Raw genomic sequence first — 25,572 nt, 5'->3', positions numbered from 1 at the left:
TATTCTAGAATCGCATTCCATGGCAAGCCGCAATTCCCCGCCCTCCACCTCATCCCCGGCCGAGGCCGCCACCGACCGCCGCCAGGACATCCTGAACGCCGCCCTCGCCTGCGCGGCCGAAGGCGGCGTGGATGCCGTCACCATCGACGGGGTGCGCGCCCGCTGCGGGGCCAGCGTGGGCAGCATCTATCACCACTTCGGCAACCGCGACGGCATCGTGGCGGCGCTGTTCTTCGACATCTTTCACGACCAGTCGCGCAGCGTGCAGGCGCAGCTGGATGCCGCCCAGGGCGTCGAGGCGGGCGTGTCGGCCCTGGTCACGGGCTATCTGGACTGGGTGGTGGCACAACCCGAGCGGGCACGTTTCCTGTTCCAGGCGCGCGGCGCCGTGGCCGCAGGCCCGCGCACCGCCGACCTGGCCGAGGCGGCGCGGGGCCGCAACCAGGCGCTGGTGGCCTGGTTCGAGCCGCACCGCCAATCGGGCGCGCTGCGCGACCTGCCTTGCGAACTGATGCCGTCGCTGGTCATGGGCCCGGTGCAAAGCTATTGCAGGGCGTGGCTGTCGGGCAACGCTGCCCAGGGCGGCCTGCCCTCGCCCACCACGTACCGCGCGGAGTTGGCGGATGCGGCCTGGCGGTCCGTGAAAGCCTAGATCGCTAGATCAATAATGCGGCGGCAGCTCGTCGCGCAGGTTGCGCGGGCCGTTCGAGCCGCTCTCGGGCGCCTGCTGGCGCAGCTGGATGACCTCGTGCGTCAACCGGTCGATCAGTTGCTGCTGCTGGTAGATGGTCATGTTCAGCTGGTCCAGCAGGTCTTCGGTGAAGCTGGCCTTGATCTCCAGGCTTTCCAGGCGCTGGAGAATCTGGGCGAGATCGTTGGCGTCCGACATCGACGCTTCAGAGGGCCTGGCCGAGGCGCGCCACGCCTTCGCGGATCTTCTCCACGTCGGCCGTCGCGAACGACAGGCGCAGCGTGGCGTGGTCGGGGTTGGCGCAGAAGAAGGGCGTGCCGGGCACGAAGGCCACACCCTTTTCGATGGCGCGCTTTGCCAGCACGTTGCCGTCGGCCACCTTGCCACCCGCGCCCGTGAGGCGCGCCCACACGAACAGGCCGCCCTGGGGCTGCACGAACTCGATGGCGCCGCCCAGCTCCTTGCGCAGCGCATCGCCCATGGCCTGGGCGCGTTCGGCATACACCTTGCGCACGTTCGCCAGCGTGCCGGGCATGCGGCCGGCCTTGAGGTACTGGGCGGCCGTGGCCTGGGCGAAGGTACTGGTGTGCGCATCGCTGAACTGCTTGCACATGGTGGCTTTGGCCAGCAGCTCGGCCGGGGCGATCATCCAGCCCACGCGCAGGCCGGGTGACAGCACCTTGCTCAAGCTGCCGCAGTGCACCAGCAGCTCGCGGCTGCCGGGCACGCTGGCCGACAGGTTGAGCAGGCTGGGGGGCGGTGCGTCGCCGAAGTACAGGTCGCCGTAGGGGTCGTCCTCGACGATCAGGGTGCTGTGCTTCACGGCCATCTCCAGCACGGCCTTGCGGCGCTCCAGACTCAGCATGGCGCCGCTGGGGTTGCCGAAGGTGGGGATGAGGTAGACGAATTTGGGCTTGTGTTCGGCGATGAGCTTTTCCAGCTCGTCGGTCTTCACGCCGTTGCCGTCGATGGGCGCGCTGATGAGTTCGGCGCCGTACAGGCGAAAGCACTGGATGGTGGCCAGGAAGGTCGGGCCTTCCACGATGACCTTGTCGCCGGGACTGATGAGGGTCTTGCCCAGCAGGTCCAGCGCCTGCTGGCTGCCGGTGGTGACGATGAGGTTGTCGGCCGCCACGTCCTGGGCGCCCTTGCTGGCCATGAAGGCGGCCAGTTGCTCGCGCAGGGGGTTGTAGCCTTCGGTCGCGCCGTACTGCAGCGCGGCGCCGGGTTCTTCGGCCAGGGCGGCGTTGCTGGCAGCGCGGATGCCTTCCACGTCGAACATCGCGCTGTCGGGGAAGCCACCCGCGAAGCTGATGATGCCGGGCTTGCCCAGCAGCTTGAAAAGCTCACGGATGGCGGAGGTTTCTACATTGTTCAGGCGGTCGGCGAATTGCATGGCGTGGACAAAAATGGGTGGCAAAGGATTCCCGCATTGTCGCCAATTGCCGAGCAGGTTTCCTGCGGCTTAGACTGCAAGGCACAAAAGCGCCCTCCCTACCGCAATCCCATCCAGGACCACCCATGCCCCTCGACATCCGCCAGTTGCCCCCGATGCGCCTTGCCTACATGCGCCAGACCGGCCCCTACGGCCCGTCGCTCACGCAGCTGTGGGACCGCTTTGGCCAATGGTGCGCGGCCCATGGCCTCGCCGAGCCGCGCCCCAGGTACTACGGCATCAGCCTGGACAACCCCGCCTGCACACCGCCCGCGCAATGCCGCTACGACGCCTGCGTGCAGGTGGGCGTCGGGTTGCGCACGGGCACCGAGGCGCTGGTACAGGACTTTCCGGGGGGCGACTACGCCTGTTTGCAGTTCGTCGGCACCGGGCCCGAGATCGGTGCGGCCTGGGCGGGAATGATGGCCCCGGGGCAGATCCCCGCAGGCTGGGAAGTGGCCGCGCGGCCCGCCGTCGAGGTCTATGACGAGCACTTCGCCGTCAACCCCGCCACGGGCGCGTTTCCGTGCTGGCTGTGCCTGGCGGTGCAGCGCACGGCCTGAGCCAGCCCCTGCACCAGCCGATCAATCGACGCGAATGTCCGCCCGCGCCGCCACGGCGCGCATCAGCGGCAGTTCACGCTCGATGCGGGCGCGCAGCGCGTCGCCGTTGCCCCAGGCCGGGGTCATGCCGATGTCCACCAGCTTCTTCTTGAATTCGGCGGAGGCCATGGTGTCGGCCAGGGCCTTCTCCAGCTTTTTCTGCACCGGTGCGGGCAGGCCGGCGGGCGTGACGAACGCGAACCACGACCCCATGTCAAAGCCCGGGTAGCCGCTCTCGGCCACCGTGGGCACGTTGGGCAGCAGCGGCAGGCGCTGCGGGCTCAGCACGGCGATGGGCTTGATCTTGCCGGCCTTGATGAGCGGGGTGGAGGCCACCACCGTGTCCACCGCCAGCTGCACCTGCCCGCCCATCAGCGCCGTGAGGTTGGGCGAGCTGCCGTTGAAGGGCACGTGCATCATCGGAAAGCCCGCGGTGGCCTTGAGCATCTCGGCGCCGAAGTGCACCGACGAGCCCGTGCCGTAGGAGCCGTACGAGAACTTGTCCGGCGCGGCCTTGGCCTGGGCCACGATGTCCTTGAGCGTGCTGCCCTGCACATCGTTGTGGGCCACCAGCAGCAGCCCCATGTCCGCCACCATGCCGATGGGCGTGAAGCTGCGCACGGGGTCGTACGGCAGGTTGGTGCGGATGGCGGGGTTCATGGTGAGCGTGGTGTTGGCGCCCAGCAGCAGGGTGTAGCCATCGGCCGGCGCCTTGGCCACCAGCGACGCGGCCACCACCGTGCCCGCGCCGGGCTTGTTCTCCACCACCATGGGCTGCCCCAGCCGCTCGCCCATCGCCGTGGCCAGCAGGCGCCCCAGGATGTCCGTGGCGCCGCCGGGTGCGAACGGAACGACCAGCTTCACAGGGCGGTCGGGATAGGTCTGCGCCAACGCCACGGCGGGCGCGGCCAGCGCGAACGCGCTGGCCAGAAGGCACGAGATGAAGCGGGAGCGCGGCAAGGGCATGGGGAAGTTCTCCGGTCAAGAAAATGCGGGAAAGGCGGCAGGGGAAGGCATATAAAACGTGGAACGGAACGGGGCCCATCAACCCAGCAAGGGGCTCGCCACACGGGCGTAGCCACTGGCCCGGTCGTATGCGTGCCCTATCTGCAGCACGGCGGCATCGGCCTGCGCCGGGCCGATGATCTGCAGCCCGGCAGGCAGTCCACCAGGCCCGAAGCCGGCGGGTGCTGCCAGTGCAGGCAGGCCGGCCATGGTGGCGGGCACCACGGTTTCCATCCAGCGGTGGTAGGTGTCCATGGTGCGGCCGCCGACCTCGTGCGGCCAGTCCAGGTCGGCATTGAACGGAAAGACCTGCGCGGCCGGCAGCACCAGAAAGTCGAACTGCTCGAACAATCCGCGCAGCACTTGGTACCAGGCACTGCGCACGCGGGCCGCGTCGTACACCTGCAGGGCCGACAGGCGCATGCCGCGCTCGATCTCCCACACCGCCTCAGGCTTGAGCAGCGAGTGCGTGGCGGGGTTGCGGTACAGGCCTGCGTTGGCACCCGCCACGCTGAAGCTGCGCAGGTCGATCCAGGCACTCCACAGCTGCTCCATGTCGAACGCGGGCACCACGGATTCCACCGCGCAGCCCACCGTGCGGAAGTGCGCAAGCGCCTGCTCGCAGGTGGCCAGCACGCCGGGCTCGGTGGGCAGGTGCCCGCCCAGGTCGCCCAGCCAGCCGATGCGCGCGCCGTGGAAGCCACGCTCCAGCGGCTGGCCCAGCAAGGCAATGTCCTCGTGCCGGCGGGTGAGCGGCAGCCGCGCATCGAAGCCCGCCTGCACCGACAGCAGCAGCGCCAGGTCCGGGATGTCGCGGGCCATGGGGCCGGCCACGCTGAACTGCTGGAAGAACACCTCTTCGGTCGGGCCGTGCGGCACCAGGCCGAGCGAGGTGCGCAGCCCGTACACGTTGTTGAACGCCGCCGGCGTGCGCAGCGATCCCATCATGTCCGAGCCATCGGCCACCGGCAGCATGTGCAGCGCCACGGCCACCGCCGCCCCGCCGCTGCTGCCGCCCGCCGACACGGCCGGATCGAAGGCATTGCGCGTGGTGCCATACACCGGGTTGTAGGTGTGCCCGCCCAGGCCGAACTCGGGCGAGTTGGTTCGGCCCACGAAGAGCGCGCCGCTGGCACGCATGCGCTCGAACACCACGGCGTCGGTGGCAGAGACCTGGCCCGCGAAGATGGGCGAGCCGCGTGTGGTGACCATGCCGGCGGCGGGCATGATGTCCTTGGGCGCCTGCGGAAAGCCGTGCAGCGGCCCCAGGCTCTCGCCGCGCGCCAGTTGCGCATCGCGCTCGGCGGCCTGCGCACGCAGCACGTCGCGGTCTGCCAGGGCCACCAGCGCATTAGCCACGGGGTTCAGGCGGTCGATCTGGGCCAGGTAGGCATCGAGCACCTCGACGCACGACACCTCGCGGGCATGGATGGCGTGTGACAGGCCCACGGCCGTGCGGGCCACGATGCCGCCGGGCGGGGTGCTGGTCTGGGGGTGCAAGGGGGTTGCGGGCGAATGTGTCATTGGGAAGTCAGCATAAGCAGCCGCTTGCGTTTCGACAATCGACGATTTCTGAGGTTATCGTTGCGCTTTACGCAAACCACACACCCAGGCCTCCCATGCTCTCAAGCCGCCTGCAGGACACGGCCCTGCGCTACTTTCTGGAGGTGGTGCGCAGCGGCTCGGTGAGCGAAGCCGCCACGCGCCTGCATGTGTCGCCCTCGGCCGTGAGCCGGCAGGTGGCGGCCCTCGAAGACCTGCTGGGCGTGCCGCTGTTCGACCGCCGTCCGCGTGGCATGGCGCCCAGCGCGGCGGGCGAGCTGCTGGCCGCGCACGCGCGGCGCGGCGCGCTGGAGGCCGACCGCGTGGTCTCGGACATCCAGGCGCTGCAGGGGCTGCACACGGGGCGGGTGCGGCTGTGCAGTTCAGCCGGTTTTGCCATCGAATTTTTGCCACGCGTGATGGCGCAGTTCCGCACGCAGTACCCGGGTATCCAGTTCCACCTGCGCGTGGTCAGCCCGGCGGCGGTGACCACGGCCGTGCTCAACGGCGACGCGGACATCGGCCTCACCTACAGCCGCTCGGCCGAGCGGGACATCACCGTGCAGCACCGCGAGGCCTCGCCGGTCATCGCGATCATGCGGCCCGACCACGCGCTGGCGCGCTTCCCCAGCGTGACGCTGGCGCAGATGTACCCCTGCCCCATCGCCCTGCCCGAACGCGACAACACCGTGCGCCAGCTGTTCGACATCGGCTGCAGCCAGCGCGGCCTGGTGTTCGAGCCCGTGCTGGTGTGCAACCACTTCGAGACGCTGACCCACTTCGTGCTGCACGGCGGCGGGCTGTCGATATCGGGCGAAGTGACGGTGCGCGACCGCGTGCGGCGCGGCGAGCTGCATGCGGCACAGATCCGCGAGCCCGGCATGAGCGCACGCGCCGCCGAACTGCAGACGCTGAGCGGCCGCACCCTGCCGGCGGCCGTGCGCATGTTCCTGGAGTTCTTGCGCATCCAGCTACGGGACAATGCAGAACCCACGCATTCCTCCAGAACAAACTCTCCCCCATGAAAACCGCGCAGATCGAACCCTTCTTCGCCACCCTGAAGGCGGCCAACCCCATGCCCAACACGGAGCTGGAATACACCACCCCGTTCGAGCTGCTGGCCGCCGTGCTGCTGTCGGCCCAGGCCACCGATGTGGGCGTGAACAAAGCCACGCGCAAGCTGTTCCCGGTGGCGGGCACACCCCAGGCCATCCTGGACCTGGGGCTGGAAGGGCTGGAGGGCTCCATCAAGACCATCGGCCTGTACCGCACCAAGGCCAAAAACCTGCTGGAAACCTGCCGCATCCTGGTGGAGCAGCACGGCAGCGTGGTGCCCCGCACGCGCGAAGCCCTGGAAGCCCTGCCTGGCGTGGGCCGCAAGACGGCCAATGTGGTGCTGAACGTGGCCTTCGGCGAGCCCACCATGGCGGTCGACACGCACATCTTTCGCGTGAGCAACCGCACGGGCCTGGCGCCCGGCAGGAACCCGCTGGCGGTGGAATTGCAGCTGATGAAGCGCGTGCCCGCCGCCTACGCGGTGGACTCGCACCACTGGCTCATCCTGCTGGGCCGCTATGTGTGCCAGGCGCGCAAGCCGCGCTGCTGGGAATGTGTGGTGAGCGAGTATTGCGACTACCAGCCAAAGACGCTGGCGCCTTGAACGCAGGCTGCTTCTATTTTTATAGCTACTCGCGCTTACTGGATAAGCGCCAGATGCCAATAATACGTGTAACTTGAGAGCCAACGGCCCTCCCAGTGCCGTCGTAGGCCAGGTGGTCTGCCCAGGAGTGTCAAACAACCCCGGCTGTGCCCAAGGCCGCCATTTCCCCCGACACCCCCACCCACGCCACCTCAAACCCCGCCACTTTCCGCTCCGGCGGCACGGGGTGCGCACGCAGGGCCCAGGTCGCACCGGCCACCACGCTGTCGATCACCGGCACCGCCACCTGGGGTTGCACCGCAGCGGCCATGCCGGCAAGCCCTGCCCCGCCCAGGATGACAGCCTGCACCCCCATCTGCCGCACCACGTCGCGGCAGGCCTCCACCAGCAAGGCACGGGCGGCTTCAGGGTCTGCCGCCAGCTGGGCCCCCGTGGGCGCCACCGTGTGAATACCCGCGAGCCCGTGCGAATGCCCCAGCGCCTGCGCCAGGCGCTGCAGCATGGGGCCCCAGCGCTCGCCGCCCGTGACGATGGCATAGCGCCCATGGCGGGCGGCTTCGATGAAGGAGGCTTCGGCCAGGCCCGTCACAGGCACGGGGCAGCTTTCGCGCAGCGCCATCAGGCCCGGGTCGCCAAAGCAGCCGATCAGCACGGCATCGGGCCGGGGCCGGGGTTGCGCCAGCTCATGGGCCCAGGCGTCCAATGCGGCATGGGCTGCCACGGCATAGCTGGCCTCGCAGGCGATGTAGGGGGCGCCAAAACGTGCCGTGGCCGTGCGCACCGCCACATGCGAACCTGCGGCTGCCTGCACATGCCGCTGCAGCAAGGCGCTGACGCTGGCCGAGGTGTTGGGGTTGAGGACGAGCAGCTGGCGCATGGCAAGGTGTCGGGATTCAGGCGCCCAGCAATTGCGCCAGATCGGGCACATCGCTGGCCGGCGGGGTGAACTCCAGCTGCGTTTCGATGCGGGCCAGGTGCGTCAGCATGAGGCGCGCCGCCTCGCGCGCGTCGCGCAGGCGGATGGCATCGATCAACGCCCGGTGCTCGCGGCAGCCGCAGGCCGTGGCCTCCTCGCGTTCGCGCGCGTGGCTCGGGCTGTAGGTCATGAGGATCAGCGAGGTGCGCGAGACCAGCTCCCGCAGGATGCGCCCCAGCGTCTGGTGCCCGGCGGCCTGCGCGATGTGCAGATGAAAATCGCCCGACAGGCGAATGGCGCGGCGCATGTCGCCACTGGCGCGGGCCGACTCTTCGTGGTCGATGCAGGCGCGCAGCACGGCAATGTCGGCATCGGTCGCGTTGGCGATGAACAGCTCCACCAGGCGCGGCTCCAGCAGGCGGCGGGCCTCGAACACCTCCAGCGCCTCTTGCGGCGTGGGCTGGGCAATGGATGCGCCCCGGTTGGGCGTGAGCGTGACAACCTGTTCATTGGCCAGCCGCACCAGCACCGGCCGCACGCGCGTGCGCGACACGCCAAAGGCCGCCGCCAGCTTGTCCTCCACCAGCTTGGTGCCGGGGGGCAGCCGGTGGTCGAGGATGGCCGACACCATGCGGTCGTACATGTCGTTGTCGCTGAGCTGGCCGGTCGCGCCGGGCTGCACGGGCGGCTCGGTGACCGCAGCGCGTGTGCGCCGGGGCTTGGGGTTGATGGTCGTCATAAGGGTGCCGTTTTTAACCCGGACGGCCCTTGCGCCTGCGCCCCAAGGCCCATACCAACGCCAGCGTGATGCCCATGACGATGAACGACACCACGGTGGTCAGCGTGCCCAGCGCGTAGATGGACGGCGTGGTCACCGTGCTGGTCAGACCCTGCAGCTCCAGCGGCAGCGTGTTCACGTCGCCGATGGCCTGCGAAGTGCGGGCAATCTCGTCCCAGCTCAGGGTGAAGCCGAACATGCCGATGCCCACGACCGAGGGCGCGATCAGCGGCAGCACGACATGGGCGAAGCCCTGCCAGGGCGTGGCGCCCAGGTCGCGCGCGGCTTCTTCGTAGGATGGGTTGAAGCGGTTGAACACCGCGAACATGATGAGCAGGCCGAACGGCAGCGTCCAGGTCAGGTGCGCGCCCAGGGCCGAGGTGAACAGGCCAAGCGACGTACCGTAGCCCTCTAGCGTGCTCTCCATGCCCAGCCATTCCAGGGCCGCCTTGATACCGTTGTCGATGAGCCGGAACTCCAGCCCGATGCCCAGCGAGACGATGATGGACGGCATGATCAGGCTGGCCACGACGATGAAGAACAGCGTGTTGCCCCCCGCCAGCCGCTTGCGGAAGGCCAGGCCGGCCAGCACCGACAGCACCACCGTGCACAGCATCACCGCCACGCCCAGGCCCAGCGAGCGCCACAGCGCCGCGCCGATGTCCACCACGCCCAGGCCTTCGGCCAGCTTGTGGAACCAGTGCAGCGACACGCCGCGCATGGGAAAGGTCAGCCCGCCTTCGGGGCCCTGGAAGCTCAGGATGAAGATGACCAGCATGGGCCCGTACATGAACAGCACGAACAGGGCAAACACGAGGGCCAGGGGCCAGAAGCTCGCGGGGCGGGAATCGCGCATGGACATGTCAGAGTTCCTTTCGGATGTCGACCAGGCGCGTCAAGCACCAGATGATCATCAGCACCACCGCGAGCAGGATCACGGCATTGGCCGCGGCCAGCGGGAACTGCAGGTACGAGGTCTGCACCTGGATGATCTTGCCAATCGATGCGATCTGCTGCCCGCCCATCACGCCGATGGTCACGAAGTCGCCCATGACGATGGTGATCACGAAGATGGAGCCGATGATGATGCCGGTGCGCGACAGCGGGATGATCACGTTCCACAGCGTCTGCCAGCCGCTGGCCCCGCTGTCGCTGGCCGCCTCGATGAGGCTGCGGTCGATGCGCATCATGCTGTTGAAGATGGGCACGATCATGAACATGGTGTACAGGTGCACGAAGGCCAGCACCACCGAGAAGTCCGAGAACAGCAGCCATTCGATGGGCTGATCGACCAGCCCGGCCCCCACCAGGGTCTGGTTCACCAGCCCGTTGCGCCCCAGCAGCGGCACCCAGGAGATCATGCGGATCACGTTCGACGTCCAGAACGGAATGGTGCACAGCACGAACAGCAGCGTCTGCATGCCCGAGGAGCGCACATGGAAGGCCAGGAAATAGGCCACGGTGAAACCGATCACCAGCGTGATCAGCCACACCAGAAAACTGAACTTGAGCGTGGACCAGTACGTCTTGAGCGTGACGCACAGGCCGTCTGACGCATCACCGCACCCCGCGAAGATCGACACGTAGTTCTTGAACGTGAAGCCCGGCAGCAACTCGTACTCGTTGAAGTCCCAGAAGCTGACCATCACGATCAGCGCCAGCGGAATCAGGAAAAACAGCGCGAACACCAGCGTGAACGGCGCAGCCTGCCACCAGGCGGCAATGCTGCGGCCGGGGACGGCAGCAGCAGGCAAGGTCGGTGTGTGGGTTGTGCTCATGGTGTTTGCAAACAATCGGTATCAGATATCCGCAGCTCGGCGTTTCGTCTTAATCCTTGAAACTGGCGCGGCCAAAGGCCAGTGCCCCCGTGCAAGGGCCGCCCCGCCGCACCGGGGGCGTCCCCCTCCCGACCCGCGCAGCGGGTCGAGAGAGGGGGAAGGCGCAAAGCGCCTCAGGGGGTGCACTCTCTACGCCGCGACGAATTCATTCCACTTCTGCACCATGTAGTTGTTCTCGTCCATCAACGCGTTCCAGCAGGCGATGCCGCCCATGCGCGACTCATAACTGCCGCCGTCGCGCACCGCGCCGGCCTTGGCCAGCACGTCGCCATTGGGGCTCTTGATGTCCTGCGTGGCGGGCTTGCCTTCCATCCAGTAGGCCCACTCGTAGGCTTCCATCTTGGACTTGGCGGTCTCCAGCACGGCGCTGTAGTAGCCCTGGCGGTTCAGGTAGGCACCCGCCCAGCCGTCCAGGAACCAGTTGATGAACTCGTAGGCGCCATCGAGCTTCCTGCCCGACAGGGTGGCCGGCAGGCCGAAGCCGGCGGCCCAGGCGCGGTAGCCTTCCTTCAGCGGCTGGAAGTTGCAGGCGATGCCCTTGGTGCGCACGGCGGTCACGGCCGGGCTCCACATCGACTGGATCACCACCTCGCCCGATGCCATCAGGTTCACCGACTCGTTGAAGTCCTTCCACAGCGCGCGGAACTGGCCCTGCTTCTTGGCTTCGATCAGGGTCTTGATCGTGAGATCAATCTCCTTCTTGGTCATATTGCCCTTGTCGGGGTACTTGTAGATGCCCATGGCCTCGACCACCATGGCGGCGTCCATGATGCCGATCGAAGGAATGTTCAGGATCGCGGTCTTGCCCTTGAACTCGGGGTTGAGCAGCTCGGCCCAGGAGCTGATGGGGCGCTTGATCAAATCGGGGCGGATGCCCAGCGTGTCGGCGTTGTACACGGTGGGGATCAGCGACATAAACTGCGTGGGCGCGGTCGCGAACTTCTTGGATTTTTCGCCCTCCAGGTAGATCACCTTCTTGGGCGCCGTGCCCTGGTCGCCCACGGCCTTGCCGGCCACCATGCCGGTGGTGAACAGCGTGGTGATCTTGTCGGCGTTCTTGATGCGCTTGGTGTCGATGCCCTTCAAGTTGCCTGTGGGCACGATCTTTTTCAGCGAGAAGTACTCGGTGTCGATCAGGTCGAAACTGTTGGGCGCGGTCACGGCGCGCTTGGTCACGTCGTCCGTGGTCACGGCCACGTACTGGATCTCGATGCCGGTGTCGGCCTTGAACTTCTCGGCAATGGCCTTGTCCTGGTTCACCGCCGTGCCCAGGTAGCGCAGCACGATCTTCTCCTGCGAATGGACGGCCGGGAACACGCCAGCGGCCAGGATGCCCGCCGTGCCCTTGAGCAGCGAGCGGCGCTGCACGCCTGCAGCCTCGGTAACGACAACAGCGGGGGAATCGGCACGGGAATCATCGAACATGGGAAAACTCCTTGGGTTGCGGAAGGGGACGGGTGGAAAAAGGGAAGATGCGTGGCAGCGCCATCAGGCGGCAACGGCCACGGCTGGAGATGGCACCGCCGGTGATGCGGCAGCAGGCTTGGACAGCGGGTGCGCCTGCTCCGGCGTCCAGTGCAATTGCACCGCCTGCCCCACCTGGTAGGGCTGCGCCGCAAAAGCGGCCTCGGACACCATCACCGAGTACGCCGCCGTGGCGTTGGCCGACAGCGCCACGCCCTGCTTTTGCAGGCCCAGCAGCACGTAGGTGCCCTGGTATTCCACGTCGGTCACCACGGCCTGCATGCGCTGGGCACCCCAGGGCAGCTCGGCGATGGCGGGGGTTATCTGCAGGTGGTCGGTGCGCACGCCGACCTTGCCCTCGGGCGTGTCGATCACGTTGTGGCCGCCCATGAAGCGCGCCACGAACTCACTGGCCGGGCGGTTGTAGACCTCGTGCGGCGAACCCACCTGCTCGATCACGCCGTGGTTCATCACCACCATGGTGTCGGCCAGGGCCATGGCCTCTTCCTGCGAGTGGGTCACGTGGATGAATGTCAGGCCCAGTTCCTTCTGCCAGCGGCGCAACTCGGCGCGCATCTGGATGCGCAGGAAGGGGTCGAGTGCCGAAAGGGGTTCGTCCAGCAGCAAGACACGCGGCTGGGTGATGAGGGCCCGCGCCAGCGCCACCCGCTGTTGCTGCCCACCCGACAGCTCGGCGGGCTTGCGCTCGGCCAGGTGGCCCATGGCCACGCGCTCCAGCAGATCGCGCGCCTTGGCTTGCCGCTCGGCCTTGGCGACGCCCTTCATCTTGAGGCTGAAGGCCACGTTGTCCAGCGCCGAGAGGTGCGGGAACAGCGCGAAGCTCTGGAACATCATGGCCGTGCCGCGCGCGGCGGCGGGCAGGTCGGTGATGTTGCGGTTCTCCAGCAGGATGTCGCCGCTGGTCACCGACTCGTGCCCGGCGATCATGCGCAAGGTGGTGCTCTTGCCACAGCCCGAGGGGCCCAGCAGGCAGCAGTAGCTGCCGCTGGCGATGCGCAGGTCGATGGCGTCCACGGCGGGCTTGCCGCTGGCGTAGCGCTTGGTGAGCGCGACGATTTCAATGGCAACCGGGGGCTGGGCGGGGATGGGAGCTTGCATGGCACCCATGAATGCAAGGCCCATGCCAACTTTGTACACAATTTTTCATTGAGTTTGCGTACAAATTGCACCATCCTTGTGCCCGGCCTGTGCCAGCCCCCGCGCTGCGCGCACCATCCTTGCCGCTTAGGCTCCTTTTTCTGGTGCACGGAAACGTTTGCGGGGCCCATGGCATACGCCTGAAACATATTCGTATGGCTATACTGAAATCGCAGCAGAAACAATTTCTTACGTAGCGCGCCCTCTTCCCATTCACGCTGGATGACGAACCTCGACCCGCGCTCCATGATCGCCATGGCGGGCTTCATGTCCGCCGTCATGGCCATCGTCCTGCTTTTCATGAGGCGCTACTACCCGCCGTCGATCCAGGGGGTGGGCGCCTGGGCGCTGGCGCCGCTGCTGTGGCTGGCGTCCACGGTGCTTTTCAGCGCGCGCGGCTTCATCCCGGACTGGCTGAGCCTGGTGCTGGCCAACCAGCTGCTGGTGCTGGGCACCGTGACCTACTACATGGGCACGCGCAGCTTCATGGGCAGGCCCTCCACCTGGCGCACTTGGTCCTGGGTCATGGCGGGCACCACCCTCGTGTTCATCTGGCTGACCTACTGGATGCCGCACTACGGCCTGCGCGTCGGGTTCTTCACGGTGGCCATGGGCATCGTCTATGCCGCGCAATTGCGCTTCATGCTGCGGCACGGCGGGCGCAACTTCCCCGTGCGGCTGGTGGAGGTCGTCCTGGCGCTGCACATGGGCGTCCTTGCCGTGCGCCTGGGCTCCATCATGGCCGGGCGCGCCGGCGCGGACCTGATGGAACCTTCGCTGTTCCAGACCCTGTACATCGGCGCCTACGTGCTGACGGTGCTCATGCTGTCCATCGGCGCGGTGCTCATGGCCACCGACCGCCTGCGCACCGAGCTGGAACATCTGGCGACGCACGACTCGCTCACCCAGACACTGAACCGGCGCGCGCTGCTGCAGCGCTGCGAGGACGAGCTGGAGCGCGCACAGCGCTACGGCAACGGCCCCTCGATCATGATGCTGGACCTGGACAACTTCAAGTCCGTGAACGACACCCATGGACACCAGCACGGAGATGCCGTGCTCGTGCATTTCGCCGAACGGACGCGCCAGGTACTGCGCCGCGCGGACCGCCTGGGGCGGTATGGCGGAGAAGAATTCATGGTGCTGCTGCCAGGCACGCAGGGAGTGGCGGCCCGGAGCGTGGCGCAGCGCATCCACGCCGCGCTGGCGACGGGCCACCCGCTCGACTGCGAGGTCAGCATCGGACTCACCAGCTGGGCAGGCCCCGGCGAGACGCTGGACGGCATGCTCTCGCGCGCCGATGCCGCGCTGTACCGCGCCAAGGAGCAGGGGCGCAACCAGACGGTCGAGGCCTGAGAGACAAATCGCACGCCGCCGGGCGCCAGGAGGTGGAAGGCTGCGCCGCAGGGGCGCCCCCCCTGGTTCAGGCTGTCTGGGTGGCGACCCCGGCCGACTCGAAGCTTGCCATCTCGCTGAGCACCGCGCACGCCGACTGCAGCAGCGGCCAGGCGAGCGCAGCGCCCGAGCCCTCGCCCAGGCGCAGGCCCAGGTCCAGCAGCGGCTCGGCCTGCATCTGCGCGAGCATGAGGCTGTGGCCGCGCTCGCCCGAGCGGTGGGCGAACACGCAGCGCTGCAGCACGGCCGGCTGCAGGCGGCTGGCCACCAGCACGGCGGCGCTGGTGATGAAGCCATCCACCACGATCACGCGGCGCTCGGCCGCGGCCTGCAGCACCGCTCCCACCAGCGTGGCGACCTCGAAGCCGCCCAGGGCGGCCAGCGCATCCAGCGGGCCGGTGGCACCGGCGTTCACGTCCAGCGCCTGCTGCAGCACCGCGCGCTTGCGCTCGATGCCGGCCGCATCCAGCCCCGTGCCGGCGCCCGTCACCTCGGCCAGCGGCAGGCCGGCCAGCCGTGCCAGCAGCAGCGAGGCCACGGACGTGTTGCCGATGCCCATCTCGCCCAGCAGCAGCGCATTGCCGGGCAGGCCGCGCACCACCTCCGCGCCGCTCGCCAGGGCCCCAGCGCACTGCGCCGCCGTCATCGCGGGCCCGACGGAAGCGTCCTGCGTGCCCAGCGCCACCTTGCGCAGCAGCAACTGCGGCTGGCCGGGCGCTGCCTCGCGCGCGGCGATGGGCTTGGCCACGCCGCAGTCCACCACCGTCAGGCCCAGGCCGTGCTGGCGCGCGAGCACGCTCACGGCGGCGCCACCGGCCAGGAAGTTCTCGACCATCTGCCACGTCACGTCGCTCGGAAACGCCGACACGCCCCTTGCGGCCAGCCCGTGGTCGCCCGCGCACACCAGCATCTGCGGCGCATGCAGTGCAGGCGTCTCGGTGCCCAGGATGAGCCCCAGGCGCAGCGCCAGGCGCTCCAGCAGCCCCAGGGAGCCGAGCGGCTTGGTCTTGTAATCGATCACGTGCTGCAGGCGGCTGGCCAACGCGGCATCATGGAGGTCATCAACGGGTGGAAGAATGAAAGGTGCGGTCATGGTGGTAGAGAACACGAAGAAAGATGCCGTGCACGCAGCGGCACAGCGGGGTTATGCGAATGAGGCACAGACATACGCGCGCGGCCGGCCCGACTACCCGGCGGCGCTGTCGGCCTGGCTGGGGCAGACCCTGGGCCTGGGCCCCGGCCGCCAGGTGGCCGATGTGGGCGCGGGCACGGGCAAGTTCACCGCGCTGCTCGCGGCCACCGGGGCCGGTGTGGTGGGCGTGGAGCCCGTGGATGCGATGCGCGCCAGGATCGATGCCCTGCAATTGCCCACGGTGCGCGCCGTGGCGGGAACGGCCCAGGCCATTCCGCTGCCGTCCGGCGCGCTCGATGCCGTGGTCTGTGCGCAGGCCTTCCACTGGTTTGCCACGAGCGAGTCTCTGGATGAATTCCACCGCGTGCTGCGCCCCGGCGGCCGGCTTGGCCTGGTGTGGAATGTGCGCGACGAGTCGGTGGACTGGGTGGCGGAACTCACGGACATCATCACGCCCTTCGAGGGCGATGCGCCGCGCTTCTACAAGGGCGACTGGCGCCGGCCCTTCCCGCACCCCGGCTTCAGCCCACTGGCCGAGACCCGGCTGCCGCATGAACATGTGGGGCCGCCACAGCAGGTCATCATGGACCGCTTCATGTCGGTGAGCTTCATCGCCGCCCTGCCCGACAGCGAGCGGGCCCAGGTGCGCGCACGGATCGAGGCACTCATCGCCCACCACCCCGCGCTGCGCGGGCAGGGCACCGTGCGCTTCCCGTACACCACGCTCGCATACCACTGCGAACGGGTGTAAAGCGCCGAGGCCCGCCACCGCGGCAGCCCTACGCGGCCACCAGCGCATCCAGCACCCCGGGCGTGAAACAGGGGCCGATGGCGTGCGCCAGGCCGTCGAACACGCTGTCGAGCGTGGGCACCGGCGCGGCGAGCCGCGCACCGAACAGCGCCTGGAGCGCCGCCCCGTCCTCGAACAGGCCGTGCAGGTACACCCCCAGCACATTGCCCGCCGCATTGCTCCAGGCCAGGCCTGGCATCACCTCGTGCGCCACATCCCCCTTGGCCGCCATGGCCGGGTGCTGCGCGGTCTGGCCGTGGTGGATTTCATAGCCCGCCACCTCCACCCCCGACAGCGCCCCCCAGGCGCCCGGCAGCGCACCGCAACGCGCGCGCGTGAGCCGCACCGTCTTGTCGCGCGCGAAGGCGGTGACCAGCGGCAGCAGGCCCAGGCCGGGCGCATTGCCGTCGATGCCCTCGGTGTCGATCAGCGCCTCGCCCAGCATCTGCAGGCCGCCACACACCCCCAGCACGGCCCCGCCCCGCGCGGCATGGGCCGCGATGGACTGGTCCAGCCCCTGCGCGCGCAGCCAGGCCAGGTCGGCGGCCGTCGCCTTGGAACCGGGCAGCACCACCCAGTCCGTGGGCTTCAGGCCGCCCAGGTCGGCCGGGCTGCGCGCCCACAGCAGGCGCACGCCGGGCACGTTCTTCAGGGGCTGGAACTCGTCGAGGTTGCTGATGCGCGGATAGGCCACCACGGCCACGGTGGTGTGCACGGTGCCGGCCGAGGTGCTGCGGTCGTCGAACACGCCATCCTCCTCGGGCAGGCCATGGCGCCAGTGCATCGGCACCGTTGCCACGGTGGGCACGCCGGTCAGGTCCTGCAGCATCTGCGGCGCGGGCGCCAGCAGGCGGGCATCGCCGCGGAACTTGTTGAGCACGAATCCATGGATCAGTGCGCGCTCGTCCTCGGGCAGCAGCGCCCAGGTGCCGTACAGGTGCGCAAAGGCGCCGCCCCGGTCGATGTCGGTCACCAGCAGGCAGCGGGCGCCGGCATGGCGCGCGACGCGCATGTTCACGATGTCGCTCGCGTGCAGGTTGATCTCGGCGGGCGAGCCCGCGCCTTCGATCACCACCACGTCGTTCTCGGCGCGCAACGCATCAAGCGCGGCGGCGATCTGCGGCCACACCTTTTCGCTGCGGCCGCGCCAGGGCATGGCCGTGAGCTCCGCGCTCACCTGCCCCATCAGCACGACCTGGCTGTGCGTGTCGGCCTCGGGCTTGAGCAGCAGCGGGTTCATGCGCACCTCGGGCCCGGCGCGGGCCGCGAGGGCCTGGAAGTACTGCGCGCTGCCGATCTCGCCCAGCAACCCGCCGGGGCCGGGCACGACGCGCGCGTTGTTGCTCATGTTCTGCGCCTTGAACGGCGCGACCTTCAGGCCCAGGTTGCTGTAGTGGCGGCACAGCGCGGTGGTGAGCCAGCTCTTGCCGGCGCCGCTGGTGGTGCCCAGCACCATCACGCAGCGCGCCATGCGCGGAGAAGTGGATGCGTTCAAGGCAGGGGCCTCACCATGCGGTCCATGATGTGGTCGAGCGCCGCCGCCGCGTCGGTGCAGCGGCCGGTGTGCACGGGCGATGTCTGGATGACGGCACTGCGCCTGGCGGTGAGCCAGTGAAAGCGCGAGCGGTAGGGCAGCCGCGCAATCGGCCCGCAGCCCTCGTCCCCGGCGCAAATGGCCACGATGGCCGCCAGGTGGCGGCGCACGGTGTCGATGTCGGCCCGCGGGTCGATGGCCAGCAGGCGCGCCTCGTCGAGCGCGATGGCGGCCTGCAGGAAGCCGCTGCGCTGGCACGAGAGGATCACGCCCGCGTTGATGAACTCCTCGCGCTCCACGCGCGGCACCACACGCACGATGGCGTAGTCGTACACCTCAGCCGCGTGCATCGATGGCCCCCTTCACCCAGGCCTCGCGCCCCGCGATGCGCGCCGCGAAATGGTCCACATAGGCCTGGCGATGGCTGGCCGGGGCCGACAGCGGGCCCTCGGCATGCTCGGCGCCGGCCAAGGCCAGGAATTCATCGGGCACATCCGCCAGGATGCCCGTGAGCACCTCGCGCGTGAGCAGCGCCGCCAGTTCGCCGTCCACCTCGCCGATGGCCGTGGCGCGGTGCAGCAGCACATGGTCGGCAATCGGCGCGAAAGGCCTGGCGGGCTGCGCCACCGCGCCATTCCACGCATGGTGGAAGGTGAGCGAGGCGCCATGGTCGATGAGCCAGGGCTTGCGGTGCCACACGAGCAGGTTGGTGTTGCGCGCCGTGCGGTCCACATTGGCCACCAGGGCATCGAACCAGACCAGGCGCGAGGCGAAGTCCTCGGACACCTCGTCCACCGCGGGGTCGAAGTTGAGCGCGCCCGACAGGTAGTCGAGCCCCACGTTGAGACCGCCGCTGGCGCGCACCAGGTCCTGGATCTCGGGGTCGGGCTCGGTCTGGGCCAGGCCCGTGTCCAGCTGGGCGAGCACGATCTCGGGCACGGGCAAGCCCAGGGCCCGCGCCAGCCCCCCGGAAATGAGCTCGGCCAGGAGGGCGCGCACGCCCTGCCCCGCCCCCCGGAACTTGAGCACGTACAGCCCGAGGTCGTCGCCTTCGACCACGGCGGGCATGGATCCGCCTTCACGCAGCGGCGTGACGTAGCGGGTGACGGTGATGGTTCGCACGGGGGCCGGGCCTCCTGAAGAGATAGGGAGAGGAAGATGCATGGATGAATCCGGCATGGTAGCGCCCGCGCGGCGCGGGATCAGCGCCCCCATGCCTGCAGCAACGCCTGTTGCGACGCTGGCGGCAGCACCCCCAGCCGCACATGGCCCGGCAGACCGAACGAGGTACAGTCGCGCAGCTTGATGCCCTGGCCGCGCAGCCCGGCCAGCCGTTCGGCCAGGGACTGGGGATCGGCCCCGCCGTCAGGCCGGGCGCAGAAGTAGTTGGCCTGGCTGCCCGCCCGCACCGCCCAGCCCAGGCCCGCGCACAGCGCCAGCTGGCGCGCTTTCCAGTCGCGCAGGGTGGCAAGGCTGCCCACCACCCACTGCTGCACGGCGGGGTCCAGCCAGGCGTGCAGCAATGCCACGCCGTGCGCGCCCAGCGGCCACGAGGGAGCCAGCGCGACCAGTGTGTCCACCTGCCCTTCGGCACCCGCGGGCGCCACGGCATAGGCCGCACGCACGCCGGTGAGGCCCAGTGCCTTGTTCGGCGTCCACACCTGCCAGCAATGGGCCGGGGTGGTGGCGGGCCGGCCGGTCCAGGCGCCCGGGCCCTCCAGCCGCAGCGGCGCATAGGCGCAGTCAAGCACGCGCAGGACGCCGGGGACGCCGCCATCGGCCGGCGCATGCCAAACATGCGCGGCAGGGTCTGGCCGGCCCAGGGGACTGGAAGGGTCGCAGGCCCATTGCAAGCCCGCCAGGCCCGCCAGGCCCGCGCCCGCTTCGCCTGCGCGCGCCAGTGCCAGGCCCCGCGCCTGCGCGGCCTGGGCGTAGTCGCCATAGCTGTGCGCGGGCAACGCGACCTGCACGCAGCCCTGCTGCACGGCCAGCGCAGTGATGCGGTGGATGAACTCGCTGGCGCCGCCCGCCAGCACGATGCGCCGAGGGGCCACGCCGTGGAATGCCCCCAGGCCCTCGCGCAGGGCGGTGTAGGCCGGGTCGGGGTAGCGGGTGGCGTCGGCCGCCCGCACGGCATGCAGCGCTCCCGGGCATGGCCCGCAGGCATTGCTGTTGGTGGAGAAGTCATGGAGCGCGGCGCCCATCGCATCCGGCCCGCCGTGCTCGGGGGCGGCCGCGCTCCAGCGCAGGGGCCCGCTCATGCCGTGCACACCATCACCAGCAGCAACTGGGCGGCCGCCAGCAGCGGAACCAGCGCCAGCACCGCGTTGCCGCCCAGGCGCGCCGCGCGCCGCGTATCCAGCGGACCGGCCGCGCGGCCCGCGCCATGCAGCGTGTACACGCCGGGCTTGGCCAGCCGCACCCCGAGCGCCAGCGCCATGGCCGCCATCGGCCAGCCGCTGTTGGGCGAAGGCGTCTTGCGGGCCTGGCGCGCCAGCGTGCGCAGCCGCATGCCGCGTGCGCCGGCCACCAGCAGCAAGGCGGTGATGCGCGCCGGCAGCCACGACAGGACATCATCGGCATGCGCGGCCCATTTGCCCGCCCACTGCCAGTAGCGTCCCCCGCGCATGCCGGGGTAGCCCCACATGGCATCGGCCGTGTTGGCAAAGCGGTACAGCGCGGCACCGGGCAGGCCCAGCAGCACGAACCAGAACAGGGGCGCCACCACCGAATCGTTGAGGTTCTCGGCCAGCGATTCGATGGCCGATTCACGCACCTCGACAGCGCTCAGGGCGCTCACGTCCCGGCTCACCAGCCGCGACAGGCGCGCGCGCCCTTCGGGCAGCGACTGGCCCAGCGCCACCTCCACCGCCAGCACCTCGTCGCGCAGCATGCGCCAGGCGAGCAAGGGCTTGAGCAGAAAGGCCAGCACGGCCGCGGCAAGCAGTTCATGCAGTGCGAACGCCGCATGCTGCAACACCGCGGAAACTATCAAAACAATAGCTGCCAGCGCACACCAGACAAGCGCTGCAAGCCAAAAACATCTCCAATCCTGCGCCACGGGCACCGTGGGGGCCAGCCGCTCGCCCCCGCGCTGCAGCGCCTTGCCCATCCACACCACGGGGTGCCAGGCCGCGGGCGGCTCGCCCAGCCACCAGTCGATCACCAGGGCCAGCGCGGGTACCCACACGAGCACGCGCCATGCGGCCCAGCCCGCGCCGGGAACCAGCCCCGCGACTACGCCGTCCATGCGCCTCCCGCATCGCGGGCCGGCCCCTGGGCGCGGGCGGCGCGCCGCCGGGGCACCAGCACCCGCCACGCGATCACGCACGAAGTGGCACACAGCGCGACACCCAGCAGCGAAAGCCCGACGATCAGCCAGGTGCGTAGCACAGGGCGCGCGAGCAGCGGCGCGAAATCCAGGCTGTGCAGGCCGTGGTACAGCACGCGCTGCCACGCCGTGCCCGCGTCGGTGCGCTGCACGATGCGGCCCGACGCCGGGTCGGCATACACCGCCACCCCGTCATCGGCCCAGCGCGCACGCCACACCGGCAGCGGCCGCGTGTGCAGGGCAGCGCCGTCCTGGCGCCGCGCATAGTAAAGGTCGTCGTAGTGCTCCATCTTCTCCACGGCAGGTGCCGGTGCTTCGGGGCGCAGCATCTGCAGCCGCGCGCGCAGCATGGCGTCGGGCAGTGCCCGCGCCATGGTGGCAGACGGACCATCCGCCCGCACCAGCCATTGTGAAGGAATGCCCGCGGATTCCCAGCCGCGCACCCGGTACCAGGCCTGGCCCGCGATGCGCAGCAGATCCAGCTCCTGCACGACCATGCCCTGCGCCGCCGCCAGCACCACCGCATCCCGTGGCCCCCGGCTGAGCGGGGCGGGCTCACCGGCCCACTGCGCCCGCGCCTGGGGCCCCACGGCCGCGCCGCCGAACACGCCAAACGGGTTCATCGACATCAACCCCGAGAACATCCAGGTGAGCGTGAACACCGCGGCCACCAGGCCCAGGATGTGGTGCCAGCGCATCCAGAACCTGCGGTACGGAATCCACCGCTGGCGGTTCAGGAACAGCTGCCAGACGCCGAGCACGATGCCCGTGGCGGCCAGCAGCACCCCGGGGATGGAAAGCCACACCACCACGTGGTGCCAGGCCCTGGGGAACTGCCGCAGCACGGTGGGGTAGATCCAGTGCGGCACGGCGCCCACCCAGTTCCAGAAGCGTTCGGCGCGGCGCGTGTCGCGCACCACCTCGGCCGCGCCGGGCGAGACGTACAGCTGCAGTCCGTCATCGCCGTCCAGCAGCACCTTGATGAGGGGACGGTGCACATCCAGGCCCTGCGGCACCGTCCACTGGTCGCGCTCGACCCACTCGGTGCCCGTGGCGCGGCGGCCGCTGAAGGCCTCGGCCACCCGGGCGGCCGCGTCCGGCGACAGCGGCGCGAGCAGCGTCCCGCTGCGCGCGTCCACGGTGCGCCAGCGCGGCCTGGCATCGGGCTGCGGCGCACGCGCCACGGCGCGTGCCGGCACCGCGTCTTCCGTGGCCAGCAGGCGCCACACCGGCGCATCGCCCAGCATGCCCAGGCGCGCCTCGCCGCCCACCGCAGGCCGCAGTCCCGCGCGCTGGGCGGCATCCTGCGCCGCAAGGCAGCATCCCGGGCCTTCCAGCGTCAGGGCGGGCAAGGCGGCCAGCCGCTCCGCCGCCGTGAGGCTGGGGAACGGCACGAAGTACAGCACCACCCCGCTCACGAACCACATGAGGAAGAACAGCGCCAGCACCACGCCCAGCCACTTGTGCACGAAGATGACGAGCTTCTTCAGCATGCGCCGCGCCTTGCCCGGTTCGCCGCGATCAGAACGTTGCGCGCGCGGTCAGCTGCACGGTGCGCGGCGCACCCAGCAGCCAGCGCGCGTTGGCCGTACCGGCCAGCGCATAGTCGCGGTCGGCCAGGTTCTTCACGGCCAGGCCGAGCTTGAGGTTGCGCGAATGGTCGTAGGCCAGCGAGGCATCCAGCACCACATACGACGGCAGTTGCGTGGTGTTGGCGGTGTTGCCCTGGCGCGCACCCACGTAGCGCGCGCCAAAACCCGCCTGCCACTGCGGCAGGAAGCGGTAGGTGGTCCAGATGCTGGAGGTGCGCTCGGGCACGCCGGTGGGCGTGTTGCCATCGCGCGAGACCAGGGCGCCGGAGACCAGTTCCTTGAATGCGTCGTAACGCGCACGCAGCAAGGCGGCATTGGCGTCGATGGTCCAGCCGCGCACGGGCTCGGCCGCGAAGGCCAGCTCGATGCCGGTGGAGGACTGCTGGCCCACCTGCTGCGAGAGGTTGGGATTGCCGGCGTCGCGCGACAGCAGGTTGCGTTTTTCGATCTTGTACAGCGCCACGGTCCACTCCCCGCGCACGGCGGGCACCGCGCCCTTGGCGCCGACCTCGACCTGGCGGCCCTTGGCGAGGTCGAAGGTGTTGCCGCCGCCCGGCAGCGACAGCGCGCCGGACAGCGGGTCGGTGCCGGTGCCGAACTGGCCGTAGAGCGACAGCGCCTCGCTGGGCGACCACACGGCGCCCAGGCGGCCGGTGACGGGCGAATACTTCTTGACCAGGTTCACGCCCGTGCGCAGGTCGGTGGTGTCAAGCTCCATGCGGTCGCTGCGCAGGCCGGCCACGAGCTTCCATTCCTTGGTGAGGTCGAGCGCGTTCTCGGCGAACAGCGCGGTGGTCTGGAGTTCGGACGCGCGGCCCGGGAGGGTGGGCACGGGGCTGATGAAGCCGCCCGGGGCGAAATTGAACGGGTCCACCGTGCTCGCCCCGCCGTACGGGGAGTTGTTGGTGTGCAGCAGCCTGGTGCGGTACCAGTCCAGGCCCACGATGAAGCGGTTCTTCATGCCGCCGAGGTGGCCGTCGAACGCGGCGTCGAGGCGGTTGCCGGTCTGCTGCTGGTCGTGCAGGATCTCCAGGTAGTCGCTGCGGTTCACGGCCGTGCCGGCGGCGTTGAAGGCATGGGCCTCGGCATTGCGCCAGTGGCGGTCGGTGGTCAGGTGGTAGGTCTCGTTGCGCAGGCGCACGCCGGCGGCGGCCTGCCAGTCGACCTTGGCGCGCCAGATGCGGTCGTCGTACTGGACCACCGAGTCGGCCACGTTGAAATTGGTGCGGCGCAGGCGCTCGTCGAGCACGCCATTGCGCAGCGGGGTGCCGAAGTAGCGCGCATCGTCGTTCACGCCACCGTCCAGCGACAGGGTCACATTCAGATCGGGGCTGGCGCGCACGGCCAGGGCCAGCGCGTAGTTGTGGCGCTGCGTGTCCATGAACTGGCGGTAGCCGTCGCTCTTTTCGGCATCGAGGTAGACCGAGTAGGCCAGCACATCGTTGATGGGGCCGCGCAGGCCCACGCCGCCCTGCACGCTGCCGAACGAACCCACGCTCAGGAACGCCTCGCGCTGCGGCGTTCCGAAGACCGGGCGCTTGGTCACGTAGTTTACGGCCGCGCCGATCGCCCCGTCGCCATAGAGCACCGAGGCCGGGCCGCGCAGCACCTCGACCGACTCCATGGGCCAGGTCGAGAACGGGTAGGTGATGGTGCCCGAGGCCACGATGAGGCGCGTGCCGTCCACCATCTGCGCCACCGAGCTGTGGCCCGCAAAGCCGCGCGCCACCAGGCTGGTGCCGCCGTTGCCGGGGGCCGGCGCCTCGGTGATGCCGGGCATGCGCACGGCCACGTCCTGCGCGCGGGTCAGGCTGCGCTCGGCGATGTCGGCCGCGCCCAGGCTGCTCACGCTGGCGGGCGTCTCGCGTGCGGTGAGGCCCAGGCGTGAGCCGGTGGTGCCAGGCAGGTCGAGCCCCAGCGTGCTGCCGGCCGTCTCACGCGGCGCCGTCACCTCCACCGGCAACAGGGTGGCTGACTCGGCCGCAGCCGGTGACTGCATGCCAACAGACCAGAGGCACAGGGAAATGGAAGTCAGGGAAACGCGCATGGAACAGGACCTTGGAAAAGCGGAAGGGCGAAAGCATAACGCAACCAAGTTGCATTATCGACGCAAAGCGACTTTGAACGTGCTCAGTCCTCGATGCCGCGCTGCGCGGGAATGCCCGCCTTGAACGCGTGCTTGACCATCTGCATCTCGGTCACCGTGTCGGCCAGCTCGATGATCTCGGGCGGGCAGCGGCGGCCGGTGAGGCACACATGCACCTCCTTGGGCCGCTCGCGCAGCGTCTGCAGCACACCCTCCAGCGGGAGCCAGCCGTAGATCAGCGGGTAGGTGATCTCATCGAGCACCACCAGGAAGTGCTCACCCGACAGGATGGCGGCGCGCGCCTTCTCCCAGCCGTCGCGCGCCAGCTGGGCCGAGTGCTCCAGGTCCTTGCTCTTCCAGCTGAAGCCGTCGCCCAGGCCCTCGATGGGCAGGCCGAGCTGCTCGAACATGCGGTGCTCGCCAAAACGCGCCGTGGGCACTTTCATGAACTGGAAGATCTTCACGGCCTTGCCCCGGCCGTGGGCGCGCAGCGCCAGGCCAAAGGCCGCCGTGCTTTTGCCCTTGCCATCGCCGGTGTTGACGATGACGATGCCGCGGCGCTCGCCCTCGGGCTTTTCATAGCGCTTCTCGGTGGGTGGGGTTTCGATCTGCATGGTGGGGGT

At 69.4% G+C, this 25,572-nt stretch carries 25 protein-coding genes; 6 read left to right on the top strand and 19 right to left on the bottom strand.

Annotated elements, in window-relative coordinates; translation table 11 throughout:
• Nucleotides 1-19: 19 nt before the first annotated feature.
• On the top strand, nt 20-652 hold the full coding sequence (locus AC07OC_RS07090; RefSeq protein ID WP_218294184.1) for a TetR/AcrR family transcriptional regulator: 633 nt from the start codon (nt 20-22) through the stop codon (nt 650-652).
• A 9-nt stretch (nt 653-661) separates the two neighbouring features.
• Here AC07OC_RS07090 and AC07OC_RS07085 read toward each other — a convergent pair whose 3' ends face one another.
• Nucleotides 662-889, bottom strand: coding sequence for a SlyX family protein (locus tag AC07OC_RS07085; protein ID WP_218294183.1), 228 nt, complete (start codon nt 887-889; stop codon nt 662-664).
• Between the two features lie 7 nt (nt 890-896).
• Complete coding sequence (locus AC07OC_RS07080) at nt 897-2,087, bottom strand: aminotransferase-like domain-containing protein (protein ID WP_218340824.1); 1,191 nt, start codon at nt 2,085-2,087, stop codon at nt 897-899.
• A gap of 125 nt (nt 2,088-2,212) precedes the next feature.
• Here AC07OC_RS07080 and AC07OC_RS07075 point away from each other — a divergent pair, with 125 nt between their 5' ends.
• Nucleotides 2,213-2,689 carry an AraC family transcriptional regulator gene (locus tag AC07OC_RS07075; RefSeq protein ID WP_218340823.1) on the top strand — a complete coding sequence of 159 codons (477 nt, stop codon included), beginning with the start codon at nt 2,213-2,215 and terminating at the stop codon, nt 2,687-2,689.
• 21 nt (nt 2,690-2,710) lie between these two features.
• On the opposite strand, the gene AC07OC_RS07070 is transcribed toward AC07OC_RS07075, so the two are convergent.
• Complete coding sequence (locus tag AC07OC_RS07070; RefSeq protein WP_494600662.1) at nt 2,711-3,694, bottom strand: Bug family tripartite tricarboxylate transporter substrate binding protein; 984 nt, start codon at nt 3,692-3,694, stop codon at nt 2,711-2,713.
• 78 nt (nt 3,695-3,772) lie between these two features.
• A complete protein-coding gene (locus AC07OC_RS07065; RefSeq protein WP_218340821.1) occupies nt 3,773-5,257 on the bottom strand; it encodes an amidase in 1,485 nt (494 codons plus the stop codon).
• A 95-nt stretch (nt 5,258-5,352) separates the two neighbouring features.
• Here AC07OC_RS07065 and AC07OC_RS07060 point away from each other — a divergent pair, with 95 nt between their 5' ends.
• On the top strand, nt 5,353-6,300 hold the full coding sequence (locus AC07OC_RS07060; protein WP_218340820.1) for a LysR family transcriptional regulator: 948 nt from the start codon (nt 5,353-5,355) through the stop codon (nt 6,298-6,300).
• Complete coding sequence (gene nth / locus AC07OC_RS07055) at nt 6,297-6,935, top strand: endonuclease III (protein ID WP_218340819.1); 639 nt, start codon at nt 6,297-6,299, stop codon at nt 6,933-6,935. The genes AC07OC_RS07060 and nth overlap by 4 nt, the downstream gene beginning before the upstream one ends.
• Before the next feature lie 130 nt (nt 6,936-7,065).
• On the opposite strand, the gene AC07OC_RS07050 is transcribed toward nth, so the two are convergent.
• The 6 genes from AC07OC_RS07050 to AC07OC_RS07025 form a co-directional block, all read right to left on the bottom strand.
• Complete coding sequence (locus AC07OC_RS07050) at nt 7,066-7,812, bottom strand: aspartate/glutamate racemase family protein (RefSeq protein ID WP_218340818.1); 747 nt, start codon at nt 7,810-7,812, stop codon at nt 7,066-7,068.
• Nucleotides 7,813-7,828: 16 nt separating this feature from the next.
• The gene (locus tag AC07OC_RS07045) at nt 7,829-8,590 is read right to left on the bottom strand and encodes a GntR family transcriptional regulator (RefSeq protein WP_218340817.1); all 762 of its coding nucleotides are present in this window, start codon (nt 8,588-8,590) and stop codon (nt 7,829-7,831) included.
• A 13-nt stretch (nt 8,591-8,603) separates the two neighbouring features.
• On the bottom strand, nt 8,604-9,491 hold the full coding sequence (locus tag AC07OC_RS07040) for an ABC transporter permease (RefSeq protein WP_218294174.1): 888 nt from the start codon (nt 9,489-9,491) through the stop codon (nt 8,604-8,606).
• Nucleotide 9,492: 1 nt separating this feature from the next.
• Nucleotides 9,493-10,407 carry an ABC transporter permease gene (locus AC07OC_RS07035; RefSeq protein WP_218340816.1) on the bottom strand — a complete coding sequence of 305 codons (915 nt, stop codon included), beginning with the start codon at nt 10,405-10,407 and terminating at the stop codon, nt 9,493-9,495.
• Between the two features lie 189 nt (nt 10,408-10,596).
• Complete coding sequence (locus tag AC07OC_RS07030) at nt 10,597-11,892, bottom strand: ABC transporter substrate-binding protein (protein ID WP_494600658.1); 1,296 nt, start codon at nt 11,890-11,892, stop codon at nt 10,597-10,599.
• A 63-nt stretch (nt 11,893-11,955) separates the two neighbouring features.
• Entirely contained in the window at nt 11,956-13,050 is a 1,095-nt protein-coding gene (locus AC07OC_RS07025) for an ABC transporter ATP-binding protein (protein WP_492806344.1), read from the bottom strand.
• Between the two features lie 261 nt (nt 13,051-13,311).
• Here AC07OC_RS07025 and AC07OC_RS07020 point away from each other — a divergent pair, with 261 nt between their 5' ends.
• Nucleotides 13,312-14,445 carry a GGDEF domain-containing protein gene (locus AC07OC_RS07020; protein WP_255591397.1) on the top strand — a complete coding sequence of 378 codons (1,134 nt, stop codon included), beginning with the start codon at nt 13,312-13,314 and terminating at the stop codon, nt 14,443-14,445.
• Between the two features lie 67 nt (nt 14,446-14,512).
• On the opposite strand, the gene cobT is transcribed toward AC07OC_RS07020, so the two are convergent.
• Nucleotides 14,513-15,577 carry a nicotinate-nucleotide--dimethylbenzimidazole phosphoribosyltransferase gene (cobT, locus tag AC07OC_RS07015; RefSeq protein WP_494600655.1) on the bottom strand — a complete coding sequence of 355 codons (1,065 nt, stop codon included), beginning with the start codon at nt 15,575-15,577 and terminating at the stop codon, nt 14,513-14,515.
• Here cobT and AC07OC_RS07010 point away from each other — a divergent pair.
• The gene (locus AC07OC_RS07010) at nt 15,576-16,367 is read left to right on the top strand and encodes a class I SAM-dependent methyltransferase (RefSeq protein ID WP_492806338.1); all 792 of its coding nucleotides are present in this window, start codon (nt 15,576-15,578) and stop codon (nt 16,365-16,367) included. The two genes, cobT and AC07OC_RS07010, sit on opposite strands and share 2 nt — an antisense overlap.
• 28 nt (nt 16,368-16,395) lie before the next feature.
• On the opposite strand, the gene AC07OC_RS07005 is transcribed toward AC07OC_RS07010, so the two are convergent.
• From AC07OC_RS07005 to cobO, 8 genes are all read right to left on the bottom strand, one after another.
• On the bottom strand, nt 16,396-17,862 hold the full coding sequence (locus tag AC07OC_RS07005) for a cobyric acid synthase (RefSeq protein ID WP_218294474.1): 1,467 nt from the start codon (nt 17,860-17,862) through the stop codon (nt 16,396-16,398).
• Between the two features lie 35 nt (nt 17,863-17,897).
• Entirely contained in the window at nt 17,898-18,290 is a 393-nt protein-coding gene (locus AC07OC_RS07000; protein WP_218294169.1) for a DUF3037 domain-containing protein, read from the bottom strand.
• Nucleotides 18,277-19,062, bottom strand: coding sequence for a HipA family kinase (locus tag AC07OC_RS06995; RefSeq protein WP_218294168.1), 786 nt, complete (start codon nt 19,060-19,062; stop codon nt 18,277-18,279). The genes AC07OC_RS07000 and AC07OC_RS06995 overlap by 14 nt, the downstream gene beginning before the upstream one ends.
• An 80-nt stretch (nt 19,063-19,142) precedes the next feature.
• Complete coding sequence (locus AC07OC_RS06990) at nt 19,143-20,201, bottom strand: aminotransferase class I/II-fold pyridoxal phosphate-dependent enzyme (protein WP_255591395.1); 1,059 nt, start codon at nt 20,199-20,201, stop codon at nt 19,143-19,145.
• Nucleotides 20,198-21,190: an adenosylcobinamide-phosphate synthase CbiB gene (gene cbiB / locus AC07OC_RS06985; protein WP_218294167.1), complete on the bottom strand. Its 993-nt coding sequence runs from the start codon at nt 21,188-21,190 to the stop codon at nt 20,198-20,200. Before cbiB ends, AC07OC_RS06990 begins: the two co-directional genes overlap by 4 nt.
• The gene (locus AC07OC_RS06980) at nt 21,178-22,764 is read right to left on the bottom strand and encodes a PepSY domain-containing protein (RefSeq protein WP_494600652.1); all 1,587 of its coding nucleotides are present in this window, start codon (nt 22,762-22,764) and stop codon (nt 21,178-21,180) included. The genes cbiB and AC07OC_RS06980 overlap by 13 nt, the downstream gene beginning before the upstream one ends.
• 28 nt (nt 22,765-22,792) lie before the next feature.
• On the bottom strand, nt 22,793-24,862 hold the full coding sequence (locus tag AC07OC_RS06975; RefSeq protein ID WP_494600650.1) for a TonB-dependent receptor: 2,070 nt from the start codon (nt 24,860-24,862) through the stop codon (nt 22,793-22,795).
• 131 nt (nt 24,863-24,993) lie between these two features.
• Nucleotides 24,994-25,563 (bottom strand): cob(I)yrinic acid a,c-diamide adenosyltransferase, encoded by a 570-nt coding sequence (gene cobO, locus AC07OC_RS06970; protein ID WP_218294164.1) that lies wholly within the window; start codon nt 25,561-25,563, stop codon nt 24,994-24,996.
• Between the last annotated feature and the right edge of the window lie 9 nt (nt 25,564-25,572).

The sequence above is a fragment of the Acidovorax sp. GW821-FHT10E04 genome, from assembly GCF_059415185.1.
Note: the sequence above shows the minus strand (reverse complement) of the source record. Positions and strands in the feature narration are given on the sequence as shown.